The organism is Cutibacterium sp. KBN10P07758, assembly GCF_050286205.1.
Taxonomy (GTDB): domain Bacteria; phylum Actinomycetota; class Actinomycetes; order Propionibacteriales; family Propionibacteriaceae; genus Cutibacterium; species Cutibacterium acnes.
Genome location: NZ_JBNNQV010000002.1, coordinates 1 through 20895, shown reverse-complemented (window position 1 = coordinate 20895; position 20895 = coordinate 1). Strand labels below are relative to the sequence as shown.

Here is a 20895-nt window from a genome sequence, read left to right as displayed (position 1 = left end):
CCGGTCCACCAGACCAGCACGCCATAGAGTGATCAAGAATCCACGACATATAGCGATCACATTCACAATCCGCGTAGGTTGGCGGTGGAAGGGCGGTCAAAACCCCCACCGAAACCGAAACCAGTGATAGACCGTTTTCGACCTGGCCGGGTAAACTGGGATGAGATGGAAGGAGGCGGGCCATGGCTGAGGTGGCAGCGACTCGTGTGCGGTTCCGCGATGTCAAGCCCTATGACGCGCCCGCTTCGCTCGACGAGCTGCGTGGGCCCTATGACGGGCCCATCGACCTGCCTCACTCTGTGCGCTGGCAGGCTGATCGGCTCGGTGTGGACGTGTCGAACCTGGGTTGGCGTCGTATGGCCTACCAGGCGCTGCTCGCCGAGGGGACGGTTGACGAGCAGGGCCGCTTGATGAACCGAGATCGGCTCATCGAGACGTGGCCGATCCTGAACATGGACCCGCACGTCCGCGTCTTGTGGGAGGGACGGTTCCCCCGGCTTCGGGTGCCCGTGTGAGCGGTGACCAGGAGGAGCAGCGGCGCATCACGCGCCTGGCCCTGGAGGCCGTCGGCGACGATGCCGGCTTCGCCCTGGCCGGCTCGGGCGCGATCCGTGAGCATGGGCTGATCGACCGGCCCACAGAGGACGTGGACCTGTTCACCGTCCAGCAGGCCCAGGCCCGATTCGGCACGTCGCTCGACCGGATTATCGCCGCGCTGCGTGCGGCCGGCTACACCGTGGAGACCCGCCGCCGCCAGGACACGTTCGCCCAGCTCACCATCGTCAGTGCGCAAGGGCGCAGTACCGACATGGACCTGGGCGTGGACTGGCGGGCTCACCCGCCCGTGCGGCTGGAGGTCGGGCCCGTGCTTGCCATCGAGGACGCGGTAGGGAACAAGGTGGGTGCCCTGTTCTCGCGGGCCGAGACCCGCGACTATCTCGATGTGGACGCGATCCGGCGTTCCGGCAGGTACAGCGACAAGGAACTGCTGAACTTGGCCCGCAACGCTGATGCCGGCTTCGACCTAGGACGGTTCGCCCAGAACCTCGACAACGTGGAGCGCATCCAGCCCGAAGAGGTGCGCGTCTACGGTCTGACGGCCAGTCAGCTCGACGACGTGAAGACGCGCACCAAGGCGTGGGCGGCGAGCATTCGCGGCCTAGCCCGGCGGGAGAGTACCCGCAGCGGCCTGCACGAGCGCATCGAGCGGGAGGTGGAACGTCGTCGAGCGGAGCGCGGCGACGACGAGCCGCACCGAGGCGGCCCTGTGGGGCGGGGGAGAAGATGACCATCGTCGGGTACGCGCGCGTGTCCACGCGCGAGCAGAACCCGGCCGCGCAGGAGGCCGAGCTGCGCGCGGCCGGGGCCGAGCGTGTGTTCGTGGACCACGGCGAGTCCAGCCGTGCGGCCGACCGGCCGCAGTGGTTGGCGTGCCGCGACTATCTGCGTCCGGGCGACACGCTGGTGTTCCGGGCGCTGGACCGGCTGGCCGGAAGCGAGGTCATGGCCATCGAGATCGTCCATGACCTGATCGGGCAGGGAGTGAGTATCAGGAGCCTGACGGAGCCGGCGTTGAGCATCGACACGTCGAGCCCGATGGGCCAGGCCATTGTGGGGATCATGGCCGTGTTCGCCCAGCTGCGCGTGGACACGATCCGGGAGAACACCCGGCGGGGCCTGGCCTACGCGCGGGCCCAGGGCAGAGTCGGTGGCCGTCCCACCGTCATGGGTCCGGAGCGGACCGACGCCGCCTTGCGCATGAAGGCGCAGGGTCAGAGCAACGCGCATATCGCCACCGTGCTCGGTGTGAGCACGTCGTCGGTACGCCGAGCCCTCGTCCGAGCCCAGAGCGCCCCTTCGTTCCGATAACTGCCAATCGGTGTGTGGAGGGTCGCGGTCAAGGGTGCCGCTTGCGGCATCGCGCAGCGACGCGCAGCGCCCTTGACGGCGACCTGGAGCGCACCATCCTGATGGCATCGGGACAAGAGTCATCCCGAAGTGGCACCATGGAGACACCGAGAGTTGAAGGGAGGATGAGCGATGGGGCTCGCGTGGTTGATGATCGCCGGCGTGATCGCCGTGCTCGCGCTCATCCTCATCATCGCGATGTACGGACTGAGCGCGATCTTCCACGTCGCGGTGTGGCTACTGACCCAGATCGGTGTGCTGTTCATCCGACTCATCGGATGGATCGTCTACGGGGTTCGGCGGCTCATCGACCGCATCCGCGACGCTCGACTCTGAGCGAGGCCGGGTAGGGAACGCGGCGGCGCGTTCTCCCTTGGAGAGCTTGAAGACCTTGCTCGCCTCGGCGCGGGAGACATCGCCGGCAGCGATGAGGGCGGCACCGGCCGTGGCCACTGCCTCGCTGGCGTGCCGAAGCTCATCCAGAGCCGTCTGAAAGGCGCGCAGCCGCTTCTTCTTCGCCCGCAGCTCCGCCTCGTCTTGGCGCAGCAGGTCGTCGATTAGATCGGGGTCGGACTTGGTGGCCATACGCCCTCCTTCATCTTGGTGCGGGGCCGCCGACGGCGACCCCTAGGGTGTCCCGCGCGGGCAGCGCGGGACACCCCGTACAAGGATCATCGTGGGCCGCCCCTGGGCGGCCCTTCCGATCTCGGATCGTCCGGTTAGCCGGACGATCCGTTTCTCATTCTAGCGCCATGTAGACCGTAGGTTGTAGACTGACCCTGACGGGGTAGCAAGCATAGCAACTGTTACACAGTTGCGTGGCCCCCTGGGCACTATGGGCTCTGCCCAAACCCGGTAGGAGTGGATGCATGGCTGAGCAGGGCGCGAAGCGGTCGCGAGGGGTCTTCAAGGGCTTGTGGCTCAGTGATGCTGAATGGAAGCGGGTGGAACGGCGTATGGAACTTGCGGAGGCGAGGACGTTCGCCGACTATGCGCGGCGCGCTCTCACTGAGGGGAAGATCGTCGTGCGTCGCGTGGCGTTCGATCCGGCTCCGCTGCGCGCCGAGTTGTCGAGGATCGGGAACAACATCAACCAGATCGCTCGGCAGGTGAACACTGATGATGTGGTGACGGTTGAGCAGATGCGTGCCACGCGGGAGCTGCTGGGACAAGTCCAACGGGCCATCGACGCCGCAACGGAAGCGGGGGCGGAGTGATGGCTGTTGTGAAGATGGGGCAGATCAAGACGACGCCGGCGAAGGCGCTGGCGTACATCACGCGGCCCGATGCGACCCAGGATGGCGTGTGGGTTTCGACTAATGCGGCGGTCATCGATCCGGGTGACTGGCGGGCCGTCGCCCGCCAGTTCACGGACACGAGCGAGCGTGTCGGAGTGACGAGTCAGCGTGAGGGAAGTGTGCTCGCCCATCACGTGATCCAGTCGTTCAAACCGGGGGAGAAGGTCACGGCAGAGCAGGCACACCAGCTCGGTGTGCAGCTCGCGGAGAAGATCACGGGTGGCGAGCACGAATATGTGATCGCCACTCATCTGGACAAGGGACACATTCACAATCACATCATCTTCAACGCGACGAACATGGAGACCGGGAGGAAGTTCCGGTGCCAGAAGGACACGATCGGAAGGATTCGTGGCCTGTCCGATGCACTGTGTCGCGAGGCGGGACTGAGTGTGCTGCCGGCCCCGGCGCGCGCGAGTGGCCGCAGCTTCGGGGACATCTACAACGTGCTGCGCGGGCGGAGCACGAAGGAGCTGCTGCGCGTGGAGATCGACAAGGCGGCAGCGCGAGCGGGCACGTGGACGGAGTTCGAGCGGGCGCTGGAGTTGGCCGGAATCGAGACCAGGAGGCGCGGCGGTCAGAACGGCACGGTGTCGTTCCGTGAAGAGTCGATGGGCCGGTCGGTGCGTGACTGGAGGCTCGGAGAGGCATACACGGAGGAGTCGATCATGGCTCGGTTGTCCCGGTCGGCGGTCAACAGGATCAGCGTGGATCAGTCGATGATCGTGGGGGAGACGCGCCAGACGATGACCGTGCACGTGCCGGGGACCGGGCGGCATCTGCGCATGACGGTGGCCAAGAAGCAGGTCGTGCGCCACGGGCGGAACGTACGCATCTATCTGCCGGTCGATGATCGCCACGTGCTCGCGGACCGCAAGGGAAACCTTGCGGCCACAGTGACGACCGGGGGGCTGTACAAGTGGTTCGCCGAGCCGGATGTGGCCGGACTCGGCAAGCAGAAGGACGTGAAGTCGAGCGACGCGTTGCAGGTGAAGACCTGGCGCGAATCGCTCGGTGACCTCCAAGAGTTGCAGGAGCGCGTTAACGCGAAGTCTCGATGGCTCAGCCGCACCGGCGGTGACATCGACCAGGCGCTCGTGCAGGCCACGGGCCGGCTGACCGAGACGCGCCTCGGTTTCCAGACGAAGCTCGTGGCCGCCACCGATCTGATGGCCAACGGAGATGATCGCGGCGGGAATCTGGCGGTGCTGCAAGCCGACCTGCGCATCACCGAGCGAGAAATTCACCAGTTGAAGAACGACGTGCGGGCACTGACAGCACTGACCAGAGAGGAGTCGAAGATGTCGATTGCCGACAAGATCGAGCGAGGCGTCGCGGCGCGCCGCCGCACCGAGGCGCGGAGCGCCGAGGAGACCGCGCAGCGGCAGCGATACGCGGATCAGGCAGGAGACCGGGAGACCCCCGGCCACCTGGTGTCCCGCGACGGCGAGGCTGACGCGCAGGAGGTGCGCGTGGAAGACCAGCGCCACGACCGCGATGGGGGAACGGGCCGCGACACCGGCATGACGCTGGGGGAGCGGATCGAGGCCGAGGTGCAGCGTCGCCGCGAGGCACGCGGCGACGGCCTGGGCGCGGGAGATGATCGAGGCGGAAGGAGCCGATGAGATGGAACTGATCGACACGGCCAGCGACGAGGCCAAGCAAGTGGCGGTGCGCACGACCGGAGCGGGCGGGCGCGCAGCATTCCACGTCGCAGTCAAGCTCATGGGAAGCGGCGCGGGTGCCCTTGTGTCGGGCGCGCATGCGTTGCTCGACGCCGCGAAGTCGTCGTTGCATGAGCAGCGGACCACGGGGAAAATCTCGGTGCGCGATTTCGGGCGCACCATCACGGGCACGCGCGAAATCGTGGACATCGACGACCAGGCGGTCGCCCGCGAGCTGGAGACCACGCTGAAGCGCTACGGGGTCACCTTCGCCATCGAGCACGGCACCGACGGCACAAGGACGTTCCACGTCCAGGGCAAGGACGTCCAGGTGGTCGAGCACGCACTGTCCGTGGCATCCGAACGGATCGACCAGAAGATCGCCCGCAACGCCACGCGCCGGCACAACGCCGAGAAGATCGAGGAAGGCGTGGCCGCCAAGAAGACCGAGCGCGAGCAGAAGCAGACCCGCACCAAGGAACGCGGGCTGGAGACCCCCACCCCGAAGATCGACGACGAGGACGGGCCCAGCCGCTCGGGAGTCGCACGATAGGAGACCACCCATGAACCGGACCCGACGCTTCGGCCCCACCGCCGCGATTCTCACCCTCATCGGGGCACTGGTCGTGTTCTGGGTGGCGGACCGGATCACCGAACATGTACGCGCGCACCTGGCCGCCGGCCAGCCGGCGGCCACAATGCTCGACGGGCTGGCCGAGGCGATCGGCGGGGACCCGCTGCGCCTGTCGACGCAGCGGGTCGACCTCATCGCCGGGGCGGTGGCCGCCGGCCTGCTGCTGCTGATCGTGTTGTACAACGTCAGCGGCAGGAAGAACACACGTCCCGGCGAGGAGCAGGGCTCGGCCGCCTGGGCCGGGCCCCGTGACATCGCGCCGTTGAGCGCCAAGGACCCGGGCCATCGCATCCAGCTCACGGCCACCGAGGCACTGAGCATCGACACGCGGGCCACGGGCCGCAACCTCAACGTGTGTGTCCTCGGCGCATCGGGCACCGGCAAGACTCGCGGCTACGTCATGCCCAACCTGGAGACGGTGGCCATGTCGAAGGCGATCACCGACCCGAAGGGCGAAATCTACCGGCGAAGCGCCTCCAAACTCGCCAAGGCCGGCTACCAGGTGCGCGTATTCAACCTCGTTGACCCCGCGCGCAGCGGCCACTTCAACGCCCTGGCCTACTTCGACGACACCCAGCCCGAGGCGAGCATCGCCCAGCTCACCGAGTGCATCATCACCAACACCTCGGCCGAGAAGGCCGGGGGCGACGGATTCTGGGAGCGGGCCGAGCGGGCGCTACTCAACGCCCTGATCGCCTACGTGTGGGCCACGACGGCCGAGACCGGCGGGGGAGAGCCCAGCCTCGTCGACGTCGTCGACTTGCACAAGCTGATGGCGGCCAGCGAGGGCAAGGATGCCGAGAAGTTCCACAGCGAGGTCGACGACCGCTTCGAGGTCGCCCGCCAGCTCGTCGACGCGTGGAGGAGTGAACCCAGCGGGGACGAGAACGAGACGGTCATGAAGGTCCTGGAGTTCGCGTGCCGGCAGTACCGAGTGTTCGAGCAAGGGGCCGGGGAGACGAAGAAGAGCATCATCATCTCCTTGGGCGTGCGGCTGGCTCCCCTCGACATGAGCGACGTTCGCCGCATCATCGCCGACGACGACCTGGCCATCGACCAGATCGGCTACGAGCCGACCGCACTGTTCCTGTGCATCCCGGACACCCACCAGACCTTCAAGTTCCTCGCGGCCATGTTCTGGCAGTCGTTGTTCGAGAAGAACATCTACCTGGCCGACCACGAGGACGGCGGCGAGCTGCCGGTCCCGCTGCATTGCTTCCTCGACGAGTTCGCCAATATCGGCAAGATACCTGGCTTCCCGATCGTGATGTCCACGATTCGTTCGCGCGGTATCTCGGCCAGTGTGATCGTGCAGTCCTACAAGCAGGGGCAGGCCCTGTGGCGCGACGACTGGCCGACGATCGTCGCCAACTGCGACTCGATCCTGTACCTGGGCGGCCGCGACCTCGACACACTGAAGTGGCTCTCGTCGCTCATCGGCGAGGAGACCGTGACGACCGAGGACGTCTCCCGCACCTACGGCACCACCGGATCGTGGACGCGGGCACAGCGCACCGTCAAGCGTGCGCTGATGACCCCCGACGAGATCGGCGTCATGCCCAATGATCTGGCGATTCTGCTCGTGCGAGGACTCCGCCCCTTCAAATCCCCGAAGGTCCGGGCGGCGTAGCGTATGCGTCCTCAACCAACTGTGCGATCTGGGCAAACACCGTGCGGGTTTGCGGAGCGACCGTGTACGTCACCGGCCGGCCTTGCCGGGCGATCGCACGAGGCGGATCGGCGCGCAGCAGGCCACCGTCCTCCAGAGCGTTCAGATCACGTGGCAGGGACGGCTCGGAGCCCGGCAGAGCCTCGCGCAGGTCCTTGGTGGTGAACTCCCCGCCCAGCCGGATGCACGCCAGCAGAATCTCGAAGCGGCGCGGGTTGAGCTGGCCGAGGGCGGCCGCCACTGGCCCGGCGAGGGGATCATCACTCATGAGTCGTATTCTCCCATACCCCTACCCCATTCACACTTCTCGTATAGTACAATACGAAAGGCACCTACGAAGGAGCATCCCATGGACATGCTGAACACCATCCTCTCCCTGTTCACGAAGTTCGCCATCATCGGCGGCGGCTTGTGGCTCGTGTGGGGCGCGATCGTCACCGGCGGCGCGCTCAAAGACCACAACGGGCCGCAGATTCAGACCGGCGTCTGGCAGATCGTTGGCGGCGGCCTCATCATCGCGGCGGCCGCGCTCTTCCAGCAGATCGCCCTGTAGGAGGCGTCCATCGTGGAGGACGCCATCGTCGCCATGCTCAACGCCCTGTCGGGGGCGGCGGCCGGCAACACCGATGACCTGCTGCTGAGCCCCGAGCAGTACAACAGCGCGCTCTACCAGGCGGCCATCACCATCCACAACACGGCGGTCAAGCCGATCACGGCGATCGTCCTGAGCATCATGTTCGTCATCATGCTGGCCAGCAGCTCGACCAGGGTGGAAGGCGATCGGGAACTCGGCGTGCGCATCATCGCGGCCACAATGTTCAAGTGCGCGCTCGTCCTCGTCGTCGCTCAGAACGCGGTTCTCATCCTCAACGCGATCAACAGCATCGCCACCACGATTGCCAGTACCGCCAACAGCGTCGACGTGGGCGGTACAGCCGGGGCCGGCAGCCAGATCGGCGACGCGATGCGCGATGACATCGCCGACGCCGGCATGGTGAAACAGCTCGGGATGCTCGTCATCCTGTTGATCCCGTTCATCGTGGCCGAGGTTGGCGGCATGCTCGCAACCGTCCTCGTGTTCGTCCGGTTCCTCCAGCTGTACATGCTCAGCGCTTTCGCCTCGTTGCCGCTGGCGTTCTTCGGCCACGAGGACACCAAGCAGATCGGCGTCGGATACCTCAAACGGTATGCGACCACGGCACTCCAGGGCGTCATGCTCATCATCGCTGTCAAGCTCTACCAGGCTCTGCTCGGCGGCTGGCTCGGGAACAGCGTGCACTACGACGGCAACACCGACATGTGGAACTTCGTCATCAGCAACTTCGGGAGCTTCCTCGTCGCGCCGGCGGTGCTCATCTTGCTGCTGTTCGGCTCGAACAGCCTGGCCAAGGCGATCGTCGGGGAGGGATAGCCCATGGCACTGGAAATGAAGGTCTACCGCGAGGTCCGAGCCTACGAGGCCCACGTCATGTTCGGCCTGTCCTGGCGGCAGCTCGGAGCCCTGGCCGTCGGCATTCCCCTGGCGGGGGGCGTCTTCGCCGCCATCGCCTATGCCCTGCACCAGGGCGGCGCGACGTGGGAGGAGGCGACCAACGTCGCTATGTGGGTCATCTTCCCCATCCTCATTCCCGTGGCCGCCTGGGGATGGTGGCGGCCTAAGGGTCTCAAACCCGAGAAGTTCTTCGGCTACCTCATCCGCCACTACCTCACCGGAAAGGTCATCACCTATGACGACACCTACCGTCCCACCAACACCCGGACAGCAGAAGCCCAACCCGTACCTGAACCCGGAGCACCTGCCCAGCAGGCGCGAAGCGCCCGCCGAGCAGCCCGTCGTCAAGCGCGCAAGCGGCGCACGGTGGTTCCTCGCGAGCATCTTCGGACGACACGAGAAGACCGAGCAGAAGCCCGGCGAGCAGCGCAGCCGGCGCGCCGGGCGAGTCGGCACTGACAACGCCGCCGTCACCGGCATCAAGCACGCCGCGAAGCGCACTCAGCAGCTCCTCGGCTACCAGGCCATGCTCCCCAGCGGCGTGGCCTGGCTCGGGGCCGACGAGTGGTCGCTGACGCTGCGCATCAGCGACATCAACTACCTCGCCGCCGAGCAGAGCAAGCAGGAAGCGGTCGTCGACCGGTGGGCGCGGTTCCTCAACAGCTTCGGAGCCGGCACCCGCCTGGAGATCACCGTCATCAACCGCATCCTGGACGAGGCCGACGTCGCACAGCTCGTCCAGAAGCCGCGTGTCGGCGACGGATGGGACGAGTGGCGCGACGACTTCAACCGGATCGTGCGCGGAAAGCTCGCCTCCGCCAGCCGTAACACGGTCACCGAAAAGCTCCTCACCATCACCGTGCAGGAGCCCGACCGGGAGAAGGCCGAGGCCGCCCTGATCCGCCTCGGCCACGAGACCGCCGCGCAGCTCGCCGCCCTGGAGGAGGGATGCCGCGCCGACATCCTCGCCCGTGCCGAGCGCCTTGAAGTCCTCGCACACCTGCTGCGCCCCCACGAACTGTTCACGTTCGACGAGGCCACGTTCGAACCGAACAAGCGCCTGGCCACCGCCGATTACGTGGCCCCCTGGGCCGTGGAGACGACCGACGCGAAGGGCCCTCTCATCCTCCACAACGGCTCGGGCGACACGTACCACACAATCTTGTGGATCCGCGACTACCCGGTGTGGCTGTCCGACCGGCTCATCTCCGAGCTGGCCGACATCAAGTGCGACCTCAGCGTCAGCCTGCACCTGGAGCCCTACGACCAGGCCGACGGCATGAGCCTCGTCCAGCGGCAGATCGCGGAGCTCGAGATGCAGACGATCGCCGAGCAGAAGAAGGCCCAGAAACAGGGCTACAGCGAGGACCTGATCCCCCACAAGCTCCAGGAGGCCACCACCGAGGCGAAGGACCTGCGCAGCGAACTCGAATCATCCAACCAGAAGGTGTTCAGCACCGTCATGGTCATCGGCGTGTCCGGGCAGACTCGCGAGGACCTGGATCAGAACGTCAAGCGCGCACTGACTGTCATCCGCAAGCAGTCGTGCGTCGCGGAGGTGACCGCCTTCATGCAGCACGACGCCCTGACGACCGAGCTGCCCATCGGCGTGCGGCGCGTCCCCATGCGACGCACCCTGACCACCGCTTCGGCCGCGATCGTCGTCCCCTTCACGACGCAGGAATTGTTTGTGCCCGGCGGCAACTGGTACGGCGTCAACGCGCAAAGCTCGAACGCCGTGGTCGCCGACCGCACCAAGACCACCAACGGCAACGGCTTCATCCTCGGCACCTCCGGCTCCGGCAAGAGCGTGTTCGGGAAAATGGAGATCGCCAACGTGTTCCTGTCCCGGCCCGACGACGACATCATCGTCATCGACCCCGAGCGTGAGTACGAGCCCGTGATCTCCGCCTTCAACGGCTCAACCATCCGCGTGGATACCGGCAGCCCCGACAGGGTGAACCCCATGGACATCGAGCTGGAGGCCGCCGGCGACGCTGACGACCCCATCACGACCAAGACCCAGTTCGTCCTGTCCATGGTCAACGTGCTCATCGGCGGCCACGACGGCCTGTCCGCCAAGCAGCGCAGCCTCGTCGACCGCGCCGCCGGCACCCTGTACCGGCGCTACGCCGCCGAGGGCGGCCAGATGCCCACCCTCGTCGAGCTGCGCGACGCGCTGGCCGCCACCGGCGACCCCGACGGCACGGAGCTGGCCACCGCCCTGGAGATCTACACCACCGGAAGCCTCGGCGCGTTCGCCCAGCGCACCAACGTCGACGTGCACAACCGGCTCATCTCCTACGACATCTCCAGCCTGGGCAGCGAGCTACGCACCTTCGGGATGCTGGTCATCCTCGACCAAATCTGGAACCGGGTCGTGCGCAACCGCGCCCTCGGCAAGCGCACCTGGCTCTACATCGACGAGTTCCACTTGCTGTTCTCCAACCCGTTCAGCGCCGAGTACTTCCGCAGCTTGTACAAAAGAGCCCGTAAATGGGGACTGGTGCCCACCGGGATCACGCAGAACATCGAGGAGCTGCTGAGCAACGAGGACGCGCGCCTCATGCTCGCCAACTCCGACTTCCTCATGCTGCTCGCCCAGAACGCCACCGACGCCGACGCCCTGTGCTCCCTGCTCCACTTCAGCCAGGACCAGCGCCGCTACTTCACCAACGTGCCCCAGGGACACGGCCTGATGAAAAGCGGCAACGCCGTCATCCCGATCGACGGGCGCATCCCCACTGACAGCAAGCTGTACCGCTTGTACTCCACCACGTTCGGAGAAGGAAGCTAAAACCCATGAAAGGCCTGCGCAGCAGCGGCGATAGCGGGCAGGCGACCAGCCACCTCGGTCACCTCAACCTCAAGCACCGCGCCACCACGATCATCGGCCAGGCGGGCCACACCGCCGGCCAGGTCGCGCACGGGCCAGCGGGAACACCTCATGCCGGTGATGGCGACCTCATCGACAGCGCCGACGACCAGCTCAAAACCCAGGGAACCAAGACCGTCAAAGCCGCCAGCCGAAGCGTCAAAGGCACTACCAAAACTCTCGGGAAACAGACCGTCAAAGCAAGCCAGAAGGGTGCCCGGCGAATAGCAGAAGCAACGCGCCAGACCGCTGAGACGGTGCGTGGGGCCGGCCGCGCCGCCAGCGGCCCGGCCATGGGCACCCGAGCCGTCAAGGGCGGCGTCGTCGCGGCCACCCGGCGGGCGGCCGCACGCCGCGCCGCCGCCAAGGCCCAGGCGGCCGCCGCCAAGACGGGTGCACGCACCGCCGTGCGCACCGCCAGGAGCGGCGCAGCCGCCACCCGGCAAGCCGTCCAGGCCGCCTCGTGGGCGGGCCGCCTCGCCGCCGCCGCTATCAGCGCCCTCAGCTCGACCCCCGGCCTGATCGCCGCCGCCGTGGCGGTCGCCGTCGCGGCCGCGATCATCGCCGTGCTCTCGATCATCCCCGGTATCGGCCACCAAGCCGACCAACAGCGCCCCGCAACGGTGGCGATCCCCGCCCAATACCTCGACGCCGTGACGCAGGCCGGGTCCATCTGCTCCGAGATCACACCGAACCTCATCGCCGCCCAGGTCAACCAGGAATCCGGGTGGAACCCCGATGCCACCTCGCCCGCAGGAGCCCAGGGCATCAGCCAGTTCATGCCCGGCACATGGGCCAGCGTCGGCGTCGACGGCGACGGCGACGGCCCCGCCGACGTGTGGAACCCGACCGACGCGATCCTCACCCAAGGCCACTACATGTGCGGTCTGGTCGACCAGGTGAAGACCGCCATCGCAGCCAAGACCATCACCGGGGACGTCGTAAGTCTCGCCCTGGCCGCCTACAACGCCGGCCTCGGGGCCGTCACGGCCGCCGGGGGCATCCCTGCCTTCACCGAGACACAGAACTACGTCGCCACGATCCTCGCGGCCGCCGCCAGCCAGAGCACCGACGAGGGCGGCGTCAGCGCGGACGTGGCCGACGCCGTGGAGTGGGCCAAGAGCGTGGCGGCCGACGACACCTACGCCTACGTGTGGGGCGGCAACGGCCGCCAAGACGGCGGCTACGACTGCTCCGGGCTCACCAGCGCCGTCTACCGCCGCCTCGGCATCAGCCTGCCCCGCACAGCCGCCCAGCAGCAGCAGGTCGGCACCGGCATCGAGCGCGGCGAACTCAAGGTCGGCGACCTCATCTTCTACGGCACGCCGGCCTACCACGTCGCCATCTACGCCGGCAACGGCTGGATGGTCAGCGCCGACAACCACATTGATGGCATCAACTTCGAGCCCATCTACGGCTCACCGAGCAACTACAGGAGAATCCAATGAGGCGCACCCACCGGCGTGCCGCCGCCCTCGTCATCGGCACCATCACTCTGGCCGCCATCACCGGCTGCGCCCACACGACAGCCAACGACACCCCGGCACCGGATCAGACGAGCGCCACCAGCACGCCGGCCACGACCAGCCCCACAATCGGGCAGGCACCCGACGGCACACCCATCCCCGGGGGCAAGCCCACCTGGCTCGCCGACCTGCCCAACCCCAGCACCGTCGACCGCACCGACCCCGAGGCCGTCATCCGCGCCTACGTGGCCACGGCCGCCACCTGGGACACCACGGTCGACAAGACCAGCGCCTACGCCACCCAACGGGCGGCGATCTACCTAACCGACGCGCTACGCCAAGCGGCCGCCGACTACGACCCCGACACCGCGAAGGGCCAGGCCCAGTTCACACAGGCCGCGCAGCATGACTCCTACACCACCGTCACCATCCGCGAGATTGTCGAGGAAGGACTCGACCCCGACCAAGACGGCGACGCGCACCGGATCGTCCACTACCTCGTCAAGACCACGCCCCGAGACGGCTCAGACGCCCCCGACGACGTGGCCTGGGACGCATGGGTCACCGCGACCCAAGAGAACGGCCAGTGGGCGATCACAGCCATGCAGACCCAGGCCACCCAAAGCTGAACGAAGGAGCATCCCCATGGACATAGAGGCCACCACAGCCCGCGACGGCAGCGCCATCGTCACGATCGACGGCACGCCGCAGAAGATCACCGCCACCAGCCTCGAAGACGCCCGCGCCCAGGTCGTCGCGATCGCCCAGGAGCGCGCAGCCACCGCCGGCGAAAGCGCCACGCTCACCGCCTCCGACCCCGACGGCGTGTGGACCGTCATCGTCACCCCCGACGGCGAACTCCACGATCCCGCCGAGGCCGCGGCCGCCACGGCGGCCCCGGTCTATGACAGCCCAACCCCACGCCAGGACAGCCCTCACACCCAGGCACACACTCTCCCACGCTCGGCCGACAGCCCCATCGCGCACCTGCCCAGCAGGCGCGAGGTCCAGAGCCGCCATTCATTCCTCAAAGCCACCGAGATCGAGCAGCCCGCCACGCAGGGCTGGCGCGGCGTTGCCACCCGGCTCGGGCTGCGCATGAACCCGAGCCAGCAGGAGCGCGCGGAACGGGACGACGTGCACGCCGTCTCCCAGCACTGGCCCGGCCCCAGGACGATCATCGTGGCCAACGGGAAGGGCGGGGCAGGCAAAACCCCCACCACGGTGCTACTCAGTGCTGTGTTCGCGCGTTATGGCGGCGCGGGCGTGGTCGCCTGGGACGCCAACCAAACCAGGGGCACCCTGGGATGGCGGACCGAACAGGGACCCCACGAGGCCACCGTCCTCGACCTCCTTCCCCAAACCGAACGACTGTTGGGCACCGGAGCCCAGTCGGCCGATCTGGCGCACTACGTTCACCACCAGACCGCCGACCGGTTCGACGTGCTGCGCAGCCAGCCCATCCAGCTCGCCGCCGACCAGCGCGTCACCCCTCACGACGTCGACCTCATCTGGAACGTCGTCGGCAAGTACTACCGCCTCATCTTCATCGACACCGGCAACGACGAATCCGATCCTGTGTGGCTGGAAGCCATCGAACACGCCGACCAGATCGTCGTGCCCACCACCACCCGCGCAGACCACGCCGAAGCCGGCGCGCTCCTCCTCGACGCGCTGCGCGGCCGCGACCAACACTCACGCCAGCTCGCGGACAACGCCGTCGCCGTGGTCACCCAAGCCGACCCGCGCGCCAGCAAGACCGACATCACCAACATCGTCACCGGCTACCAGGACCTCGCCCGCGAAGTCGTCACGATCCCCCACGACCCCGCCATCGTGGACGGCATCCTCCAATGGGACAGCCTGCGCCCCAGCACACAACGCGCATGGCTGCGCGCAGCCGCCGCCGTCGCCCGAGGACTCTGATATCTGAAAAGAAGTCGCGACACGCCGGCGTGTCGGCCCGTGTACATGTACAGCCGCCCTTATATGATGACTGTCATGACCAGCCGATTCCGTCGCGACCGTGGAGCGCCTACCGTAGCGCTTCACATCTTCGTTGCGCCGGACGTCAAGGCCAAGCTCGACGCCTACGCGCGCGCCAAGGGTGCCCCCCAGTGGGCAGTCCTTGAAGCTGCGATCCGCTCTGGTGTCCCAGGCCCGGACGGCTGGCCACAGGGATGGGAGCTTCCAACCCCAGATAGCACCCAACCGGAACTGAGCATCGAGGAGGACCCTACGGGCACCGCATAGACATGAACAGACCCCCGCCCTTGGCAGGGCGGGGGTCAGAAGAGTAAGCGCCTGATCTGCTGAGTTCCCCAACACAACCAGATCAAGCGAACCAAGTACGGAAGCCGGTTTGGCAGTCGGCACCCGATGCAACACCCAAACACCTAGGGCCCTTGGCAGGGGCCCACCAACCGAAGGAGGGATCGTTGCGTCTTTCCCCGGAAGGAACACGTACATGATAGCAACAGATGCCGATAACCGTGACGCTACGCATATCGGCGCGGCGTGGCGTCTCACACGCACGTTGAGCCCGCGCCCGCAGGTGCGCGCCGCCAGCGGCGACCAGGTGAACGCCTACCCGACGCAGGTGCCCGTCGCGGGGCCGGCCCCGGCCGGCCCGTGGGCCATGTACCTGACGGACGCGCAGCGCCGCTACCGCTACATCGGCCTCGACCTCGACGCCCACGAGGGCGGAGCCGCCCAAGCAGAGCGGGATGCCACGGCGATCGCCACGGTGCTCGACCAGGCCGGCATCGAGCACGTCATCTGCGAGTCCGGCCCCACCGGCGGCCGCCACGTGTGGATCGCCCTGGCCGAGACGGCCGACCCGCAGCTCGTGCACCACCTGACGCACTCCCTCCAGGGTCTCGCCACCAGCCTGGACCCCACTCCCCTGCTCAACCCGACCACCGGATGCTTGCGCCCCCCCGGCACGCCCCACCGCCACGGTGGAGCATCCCGCGTGATCGCCGGAAATCTCGCCACCCTCACACACCCGACCACCACACCAGCCCAGCTCGTGGCCCTGGCGACCCGACTCAATGAGGAGTTCGGCGACGTGGCCACGGTGACCTCGCTCCCCCACGCAGCCGAGCTGCGCGTGCCCGTCGACGAGGACGGGCGGCCGTGGCTGCCCGGACCCCGCCGTGCCATGCCCGCCAAGAGCCGCGCTGCCGTCGACGAAGACGCCGCCGCCAGTGAGGACGCCTCCCGCGTCCTCTACGTGATCCTGCTCGGTGCAGCCGCCGCCCACTGGCACTACCGCGACGCGGCCGCCCTCGTGTCCACGGCACCCGGCATGGAGCACGCCCGCACCCAGCGCGCACGCCACGGAGGCCGTGCACGCCAGGCGCGCCCCACACACGGAGCCCAAAGCAGCGAAGCCGCGCTCGGCCGAGTGTGGCAGGCCGCCGTCAGGTTCGTGGCCACCCACGCGCGCCAGGCAGGCGACGATCCCACCTTCGACCCCCGAGCCGAAGCGATCGCCGCCACCGTCGACCAGGTGCAGCGCCGCGCCGATGCGGCACCAGGGCGCTGGACACGCGGAGGAGGGCCGGCCGACCGGCGCGTGCTCGACGCCCTGTGCCTGCTCGCCCTCCAAGCCGTCAGCGCAGCCGTCGAAGCAGACGTGCGCCGCCTCGCCCTGCTCGCCGGCATCGGCCGAGAGACCGCCCGCACCGCCCTCCTGCGCCTGGCCGGCGACGGGTGGATCAGCCAGGCCCAGGCGGGCACCGGCAGGCACGCCACCACCTGGACAATCGAGCCCCAGACCGCTATCCACATGGATGCAGACCATGCCCGGTCACAAGGGGCTGCACGCCCCGCAGGGGCGGGCAGCCGATGGAGAAACCTCCTCCTGGACGAACTCACCCACCGCCTAGACCTCGCCCGCCACGACACCTTCACCAACCCCCACGCCCTGGGCCTCGCCGCAGGAAACCTCTACGCCAGGCTCAATCACCCCCAGGTCACCACTACGGAGATCACCCCCCTACTCGACCGACTCGCCTACGCCGGTCTCATCGTGGCCACGCCCACCGGCTGGCGGCGAACCCGGCCCGAGCTGCGCGACCTCGCGGCCCGACGGCTCGGCGTCGAGGGGCGTCTCGACGCACGAGAAGGCCGCTACAAGGCCGAGCGCGATCTGTGGGAATGGTGGCAGGCCGAACTGGAATGGATGACCACACCAGGCCGCCACAAACGACGCCACCAGCCCACGGGACAGATTGCGCTCACGTTCGGCCGACCCTGGGACATCTACCCCCCCTACCCGCGCCGACCAGACGGCCGCGCTGACCATCGAGCGGCCCGCGAAGCGATCGCCGCCGGAGCACTCGACCACCTTCATCAGAGCCTCGTCACTGCCGCCTGACCGCCGGGGGCAACCCTCGTCCCAACCACGCCGGAACCCGGCCACCCGGTTTCGAAGGCAACTGTGGGCGGGCCGAAGGGCCGTCCACAGGCGGCAGCCATGATCGACCACGAAAAACGACGCCATACAACGCCCCGAAACGGCCGAACTCAACCCCACCCAGGCAACCACACGCGGAAGGGGGTCACGGCCCGCAGAACGCCCCACAGGGCCGCTCCGTAGAGGGGACCGCCTGACGCACCTGTGGACGGCCCAGCTCCCGACCGGCTGGCCCGCCCACAGGTGGACAGCCGACCACAACGAGCCGGCCCCCAGGCCGACCCTCCCCAGGCGGCCCTGGCGGACCGTCATCATAAGGACGGCCGCTGCGCGGCCGGCAGCATGCGCCTACGGCGCACGTTTTTGCCATTGAAGCCTTCGGCAGCATACGGTCGTCCGCCCTACGCGCAAGGGCTTTCGCGGCATATCCTCCCTCGCTGCGCTCAGTCCGGTATTCCACGGTCCCTTGCACTCCGGGCTCCCTCCCTGGCGGCACTTCCAGTGCCTTCAATGGCAAAAAAACGTGAGGGAAGACAGGCAGTTCGCACGAACCGCACCAATCACACGAAAGGAACCAACATCATGGCCCGGAAGATCAAGACCCACAAGACCCCCGAGCAGCGCCGCACCGAAGCGGCCGAACTGCACGAGACCATCGCCCAGCAGGTTGAGGCCCTGGCCACCTCGGAAGCATGGGCCCAGTTCCTCGCCTTCGCCGGGAAGTTCCACCGCTACAGCCTGAACAACTTGCTCCTGATCCTCGCCCAGCGCGAGAACGCGACGCAGGTCGCGGGGTACCGCACCTGGCAGAAGCTCGGCCGGCAGGTCCGCAAAGGTGAGCGCGGAATCAGAATCTTCGGCGGCCGCGAGGTCACCGAAACGATCGAGGACGAGACCACCGGAGAGGAGACCGAGCGACGCCGCACGCGATTCTTCCCCGTGTCCGTCTTCGACCTCGCCCAGACCGACCCCATCGAGGGAGCCGAGCCGATCCCCGAGAACCCCGCCGACGCCCACCAGCTCAGCGGCGACGACCCCGCCGGCATCGCCGAGGCCGTGACCGACTGGCTCACCGGCCAGGGCTGGACCATCGAGCACGACCAGCTCGGGGCCGGACTCAACGGCTACACCAGCCACGACGACAAGCGAATCGTGATCGCGGCCGATATCTCCCCCGCCCAAGCCGCCAAGACGACCCTTCACGAGGCCGCCCACGCGCTCATGCACGCCGACATCACCCCCACCGAGTACCACGAGCACCGGGGACAATGCGAGGTCGAGGCCGAAAGCGTCGCCCACGTGGTCGCCGGCATCGTTGGACTCGACACCAGCGCCTACAGCGTCGGCTACGTCGCCGGATGGTCCAAGGGAGACGCCGACCTCATCCGCAAGAGCGCCAGCCGTGTGCTGGCCGCCGCGCACCGGATCATCGAAGCCATCACCGACTAGTTCTAATGGTGCGATTCGCACCATTAGAACGAAAGGAACGAATAGAATGAACAGTGAGAACAAGTCCGGCCGGAGCCCCCACGGTGCGCCGGCCTCCGGCCGGACTTGATCTCCCGACTGTCCTCGACGCCGTGACAGCGAGGCGGGAAGCGACTACACTAGTTAGTGCGAACAGAACGAATGGCACTAACACCACGAACCGCACCAATCGCACGAACGGAACCAACAGCATGAGCATGACCCTCGCAATCAGCAACCAGAAGGGCGGTGTCGGGAAGACGACCACCGCCGTCAACTTCGCGCGCGCCGCCGTCACCGAGGGCCGGCGGACCCTCCTGATCGACCTCGACCCGCAGGGTAACGCCACCATGTCGGCCGCGAAAGACACGCCCACGCCCGAGGACGTCGGCGTGGCCGACGCGCTGAGTGAACGCAGTACCGAGACGCTGGAGAGCGTCATCGTCCCCGGCGTGTGGGATGGCCTCGACGTGGCCCCGACGCCGCCCAACGAGGCGCTGACCAGCGTTCGCAACGAACTGCTGACCACGCAGACCCCCGGCGTCGAGCACCGGCTGAGCGAGGCCGTGGCCAGCGTCGCGGACCGCTACGACCTGGTGCTCATCGACTGCCCGCCATCGCTGGATCACCTCACCCTCAACGGCCTAGTGGCCGCCGAGCGGGTGGCCATCGTCACCCAGGCCAAGGTCTACTCGATCGCCGGGCTCGGTCGGCTGCTTCAGACGATCGCCATCGTGCGCAAGTACTACAACCCGCAGTTGGCCGTGGCCGGGGTGATCGTCAACCAGTACGAGGCGCAAACCATCGGCGCGCGAAGCGCTCTGGAAGACCTGGAGAAGATCGAGGGCCTGACCATCCTTGATCCGCCCATCCCGAAGCGCGCCGTCATCGCCGACGCGCTGGAGGCTGCCACCGGCCTGGACCAGTGGGGCGGCAAGGACGCCGCCGAGCTGGCCGACCTCTACCGCCAGCACCTCGACACCATCACTAAAGGAGCGATCAAATGAGCAAGCGGCCCGAGCGGCGCACCACCAACCTGAGCAACCCCCTCGTGCCCCAGGCCGTCGAGGCGGCGCAGCCGCCCAACGTTGACGAGGCCCGGCACGAGGCCGCGAAAAAGACCGGGACCGGCGAAGGATGGACGCGCACCAGCTTCAAGCACACCATCGAGGAAGGCCGGCGTGCCAGGGGAGCGTGGTTCTACACGCAGGCGAAGCTCGGCATCCGCCCCTACTGGCAGTTCGTCCAAGAAGCCGTCAACGAGAAAGTCGCCCGGCTGGAAGCCGAGTACAACGACGGCCGCCCGTTCCCCGACCTCGACGCCGTGACGCCAGGCCCCAAGCCCGGCATCACCACCCACTGAAGGAGCCAGACATGACCGAGACAGTCCCGGACCCGATCGCCCAGGCGATCACGGCCCTGACCGACGCGGCGCGCCGGCGTCGCGTCGTCGGAGCGGGCACCCCAAGCGAGCACACGGAGCCGGACGACTTCGCGGGGATCGCGTGCCACGTGCTCACGGCCGTGGCCGCGAACATCGGCAGCGTCGACGAGCTGCTGGCCGGCCGGCCCGGATCGTGGGAGGCCGCCCTCATCCGCCAGGTCGTCGAGGGGACAGCCGGCACCGATGATCGGGACCTGCTGGCCTGGCGCACCGAGCCGGTGCGCCTCGCGCTCGACGTGGAGGCCGTCTTCGAGGACTTCGGGCTCTACCAGCTCTACGAGGACGCGGCCGAAGAACTCGGCCGCCGCGTCGACGCGGCGGCCGATGCACTCTGGGAGGCCGTGGCCACGGCCGAGGAGCGCGACCGGCTGGCCGCGCTCCAGGCCGACATGCCCCAGCTCGGGGGACCCGAGTGGGACAGTGACCCCGACCGGGTGACCGCGATGTATGAGGAGGCCGGAAAGATCATCAAGGCCGTGGAGGAGCGAGCAGCCGAGAGTGCCCATCCGCTGGCGGCCACCCTCATCGAGGCGCGGCGCGCCGCTGACGCTGTAG

The 20895-nt window shown here is 67.7% G+C and carries 22 protein-coding genes; 20 read left to right on the top strand and 2 right to left on the bottom strand.

The window, feature by feature from the left end:
• The first annotated feature begins 182 nt into the window (after nt 1-182).
• Genes ACOYO3_RS12340 through ACOYO3_RS12330 form a run of 3 tightly spaced genes read left to right on the top strand, consistent with a single transcriptional unit; the run spans nt 183 to nt 1869 of the window.
• A complete protein-coding gene (locus ACOYO3_RS12340; RefSeq protein ID WP_176453836.1) occupies nt 183-515 on the top strand; it encodes a transcriptional regulator in 333 nt (110 codons plus the stop codon).
• On the top strand, nt 512-1288 hold the full coding sequence (locus ACOYO3_RS12335) for a nucleotidyl transferase AbiEii/AbiGii toxin family protein (protein WP_176453835.1): 777 nt from the start codon (nt 512-514) through the stop codon (nt 1286-1288). The genes ACOYO3_RS12340 and ACOYO3_RS12335 overlap by 4 nt, the downstream gene beginning before the upstream one ends.
• Nucleotides 1285-1869: a recombinase family protein gene (locus ACOYO3_RS12330; RefSeq protein ID WP_176453834.1), complete on the top strand. Its 585-nt coding sequence runs from the start codon at nt 1285-1287 to the stop codon at nt 1867-1869. The genes ACOYO3_RS12335 and ACOYO3_RS12330 overlap by 4 nt, the downstream gene beginning before the upstream one ends.
• Before the next feature lie 276 nt (nt 1870-2145).
• Here the strand turns inward: ACOYO3_RS12330 and ACOYO3_RS12325 are convergent, their stop codons facing one another.
• Nucleotides 2146-2493, bottom strand: a complete 348-nt coding sequence (locus ACOYO3_RS12325; RefSeq protein ID WP_176453833.1) for a hypothetical protein — start codon at nt 2491-2493, stop codon at nt 2146-2148.
• A gap of 284 nt (nt 2494-2777) precedes the next feature.
• On the opposite strand from ACOYO3_RS12325, the gene ACOYO3_RS12320 reads away from it, so the two are divergent.
• From ACOYO3_RS12320 to ACOYO3_RS12305, 4 genes are read left to right on the top strand one after another with little or no spacing between them, the layout of a single operon-like run.
• Complete coding sequence (locus ACOYO3_RS12320) at nt 2778-3125, top strand: plasmid mobilization protein (RefSeq protein ID WP_176453832.1); 348 nt, start codon at nt 2778-2780, stop codon at nt 3123-3125.
• A complete protein-coding gene (locus tag ACOYO3_RS12315; protein WP_176453831.1) occupies nt 3125-4831 on the top strand; it encodes a relaxase/mobilization nuclease domain-containing protein in 1707 nt (568 codons plus the stop codon). The genes ACOYO3_RS12320 and ACOYO3_RS12315 overlap by 1 nt, the downstream gene beginning before the upstream one ends.
• 1 nt (nt 4832) lies before the next feature.
• Complete coding sequence (locus ACOYO3_RS12310; RefSeq protein ID WP_255994242.1) at nt 4833-5423, top strand: DUF3801 domain-containing protein; 591 nt, start codon at nt 4833-4835, stop codon at nt 5421-5423.
• Nucleotides 5424-5433: 10 nt separating this feature from the next.
• A complete protein-coding gene (locus tag ACOYO3_RS12305; RefSeq protein WP_176453829.1) occupies nt 5434-7134 on the top strand; it encodes a VirD4-like conjugal transfer protein, CD1115 family in 1701 nt (566 codons plus the stop codon).
• Here the strand turns inward: ACOYO3_RS12305 and ACOYO3_RS12300 are convergent.
• Nucleotides 7106-7441 (bottom strand): ArsR/SmtB family transcription factor, encoded by a 336-nt coding sequence (locus ACOYO3_RS12300; RefSeq protein WP_176453828.1) that lies wholly within the window; start codon nt 7439-7441, stop codon nt 7106-7108. The two genes, ACOYO3_RS12305 and ACOYO3_RS12300, sit on opposite strands and share 29 nt — an antisense overlap.
• Nucleotides 7442-7522: 81 nt before the next feature.
• On the opposite strand from ACOYO3_RS12300, the gene ACOYO3_RS12295 reads away from it, so the two are divergent.
• The 13 genes from ACOYO3_RS12295 to ACOYO3_RS12235 all read left to right on the top strand — a co-directional run.
• Nucleotides 7523-7726: a hypothetical protein gene (locus ACOYO3_RS12295; RefSeq protein WP_176453827.1), complete on the top strand. Its 204-nt coding sequence runs from the start codon at nt 7523-7525 to the stop codon at nt 7724-7726.
• 12 nt (nt 7727-7738) lie between these two features.
• Nucleotides 7739-8584, top strand: a complete 846-nt coding sequence (locus ACOYO3_RS12290) for a hypothetical protein (RefSeq protein ID WP_176453826.1) — start codon at nt 7739-7741, stop codon at nt 8582-8584.
• A 3-nt stretch (nt 8585-8587) separates the two neighbouring features.
• Nucleotides 8588-9124, top strand: a complete 537-nt coding sequence (locus ACOYO3_RS12285; RefSeq protein WP_176453825.1) for a PrgI family protein — start codon at nt 8588-8590, stop codon at nt 9122-9124.
• Nucleotides 9048-11462, top strand: coding sequence for a VirB4-like conjugal transfer ATPase, CD1110 family (locus tag ACOYO3_RS12280; RefSeq protein WP_350226801.1), 2415 nt, complete (start codon nt 9048-9050; stop codon nt 11460-11462). Before ACOYO3_RS12285 ends, ACOYO3_RS12280 begins: the two co-directional genes overlap by 77 nt.
• Nucleotides 11463-11467: 5 nt before the next feature.
• Entirely contained in the window at nt 11468-12988 is a 1521-nt protein-coding gene (locus tag ACOYO3_RS12275; RefSeq protein WP_176453824.1) for an NlpC/P60 family protein, read from the top strand.
• Nucleotides 12985-13635: a hypothetical protein gene (locus ACOYO3_RS12270; RefSeq protein WP_176453823.1), complete on the top strand. Its 651-nt coding sequence runs from the start codon at nt 12985-12987 to the stop codon at nt 13633-13635. The genes ACOYO3_RS12275 and ACOYO3_RS12270 overlap by 4 nt, the downstream gene beginning before the upstream one ends.
• 16 nt (nt 13636-13651) lie before the next feature.
• Nucleotides 13652-14932 carry a MinD/ParA family ATP-binding protein gene (locus ACOYO3_RS12265; RefSeq protein ID WP_176453822.1) on the top strand — a complete coding sequence of 427 codons (1281 nt, stop codon included), beginning with the start codon at nt 13652-13654 and terminating at the stop codon, nt 14930-14932.
• A gap of 75 nt (nt 14933-15007) precedes the next feature.
• A complete protein-coding gene (locus ACOYO3_RS12260) occupies nt 15008-15259 on the top strand; it encodes a hypothetical protein (protein ID WP_255994252.1) in 252 nt (83 codons plus the stop codon).
• Between the two features lie 214 nt (nt 15260-15473).
• The gene (locus ACOYO3_RS12255) at nt 15474-17390 is read left to right on the top strand and encodes a hypothetical protein (RefSeq protein WP_176453821.1); all 1917 of its coding nucleotides are present in this window, start codon (nt 15474-15476) and stop codon (nt 17388-17390) included.
• A 621-nt stretch (nt 17391-18011) separates the two neighbouring features.
• A complete protein-coding gene (locus tag ACOYO3_RS12250; protein WP_255994251.1) occupies nt 18012-18878 on the top strand; it encodes an ArdC-like ssDNA-binding domain-containing protein in 867 nt (288 codons plus the stop codon).
• 230 nt (nt 18879-19108) lie between these two features.
• Nucleotides 19109-19903 (top strand): ParA family protein, encoded by a 795-nt coding sequence (locus ACOYO3_RS12245; protein WP_176453819.1) that lies wholly within the window; start codon nt 19109-19111, stop codon nt 19901-19903.
• Entirely contained in the window at nt 19900-20259 is a 360-nt protein-coding gene (locus ACOYO3_RS12240; RefSeq protein WP_176453841.1) for a ParB family protein, read from the top strand. The genes ACOYO3_RS12245 and ACOYO3_RS12240 overlap by 4 nt, the downstream gene beginning before the upstream one ends.
• 11 nt (nt 20260-20270) lie before the next feature.
• Nucleotides 20271-20895: hypothetical protein (locus ACOYO3_RS12235; protein WP_427305936.1), on the top strand; the 625-nt coding region annotated here is incomplete at its 3' end.

Coding starts and splice junctions, on each gene's coding strand:
- ACOYO3_RS12310 (WP_255994242.1), top strand. CDS start 4,833: ATGGAACTGATCGACACGGCCAGCGACGAGGCCAAGCAAGTGGCGGTG.
- ACOYO3_RS12275 (WP_176453824.1), top strand. CDS start 11,468: ATGAAAGGCCTGCGCAGCAGCGGCGATAGCGGGCAGGCGACCAGCCAC.
- ACOYO3_RS12245 (WP_176453819.1), top strand. CDS start 19,109: ATGAGCATGACCCTCGCAATCAGCAACCAGAAGGGCGGTGTCGGGAAG.
- ACOYO3_RS12315 (WP_176453831.1), top strand. CDS start 3,125: ATGGCTGTTGTGAAGATGGGGCAGATCAAGACGACGCCGGCGAAGGCG.
- ACOYO3_RS12240 (WP_176453841.1), top strand. CDS start 19,900: ATGAGCAAGCGGCCCGAGCGGCGCACCACCAACCTGAGCAACCCCCTC.
- ACOYO3_RS12300 (WP_176453828.1), bottom strand. CDS start 7,441: ATGAGTGATGATCCCCTCGCCGGGCCAGTGGCGGCCGCCCTCGGCCAG.
- ACOYO3_RS12325 (WP_176453833.1), bottom strand. CDS start 2,493: ATGGCCACCAAGTCCGACCCCGATCTAATCGACGACCTGCTGCGCCAA.
- ACOYO3_RS12295 (WP_176453827.1), top strand. CDS start 7,523: ATGGACATGCTGAACACCATCCTCTCCCTGTTCACGAAGTTCGCCATC.
- ACOYO3_RS12260 (WP_255994252.1), top strand. CDS start 15,008: ATGACCAGCCGATTCCGTCGCGACCGTGGAGCGCCTACCGTAGCGCTT.
- ACOYO3_RS12320 (WP_176453832.1), top strand. CDS start 2,778: ATGGCTGAGCAGGGCGCGAAGCGGTCGCGAGGGGTCTTCAAGGGCTTG.
- ACOYO3_RS12270 (WP_176453823.1), top strand. CDS start 12,985: ATGAGGCGCACCCACCGGCGTGCCGCCGCCCTCGTCATCGGCACCATC.
- ACOYO3_RS12330 (WP_176453834.1), top strand. CDS start 1,285: ATGACCATCGTCGGGTACGCGCGCGTGTCCACGCGCGAGCAGAACCCG.
- ACOYO3_RS12265 (WP_176453822.1), top strand. CDS start 13,652: ATGGACATAGAGGCCACCACAGCCCGCGACGGCAGCGCCATCGTCACG.
- ACOYO3_RS12255 (WP_176453821.1), top strand. CDS start 15,474: ATGATAGCAACAGATGCCGATAACCGTGACGCTACGCATATCGGCGCG.
- ACOYO3_RS12340 (WP_176453836.1), top strand. CDS start 183: ATGGCTGAGGTGGCAGCGACTCGTGTGCGGTTCCGCGATGTCAAGCCC.
- ACOYO3_RS12250 (WP_255994251.1), top strand. CDS start 18,012: ATGGCCCGGAAGATCAAGACCCACAAGACCCCCGAGCAGCGCCGCACC.
- ACOYO3_RS12285 (WP_176453825.1), top strand. CDS start 8,588: ATGGCACTGGAAATGAAGGTCTACCGCGAGGTCCGAGCCTACGAGGCC.
- ACOYO3_RS12305 (WP_176453829.1), top strand. CDS start 5,434: ATGAACCGGACCCGACGCTTCGGCCCCACCGCCGCGATTCTCACCCTC.